The following is a 201-nucleotide window of genomic DNA, read 5'->3' as shown; positions in this document are numbered from 1 at the left end:
ACCTCGGACAAAGCAGCGCCATGCTCGAGCTTTCGGATCAGGGGATGGCTCATCGGTGCAGGCAGCATCGGCTCACGTTGAGAGCCGCGGCGAGGGCATATTCAGCGATCCGGCTACGAACGCTCGCGCGCGGCTGACGCGGCTTTTCACCGTGCCGACCTGACAGCCGGCGACCTCGGCGGCGGCCTCGTAGGTCAGGCC

General features: G+C 67.2%; 1 protein-coding gene. It reads right to left on the bottom strand.

Features of this window, described 5'->3' with window-relative positions; translation table 11 throughout:
• Window positions 1-72: 72 nt before the first annotated feature.
• Window positions 73-201, bottom strand: a 129-nt coding sequence (locus WDW90_RS40570) for a sigma factor-like helix-turn-helix DNA-binding protein (protein WP_336493158.1), incomplete at its 5' end; no start/stop codon positions are given.

It is taken from the genome of Methylobacterium nigriterrae, from assembly GCF_037106235.1.
GTDB lineage: Bacteria > Pseudomonadota > Alphaproteobacteria > Rhizobiales > Beijerinckiaceae > Methylobacterium > Methylobacterium nigriterrae.
The sequence above is the reverse complement of the archived record's forward strand: the minus strand, read 5'-3'. Positions and strand labels throughout refer to the sequence as shown.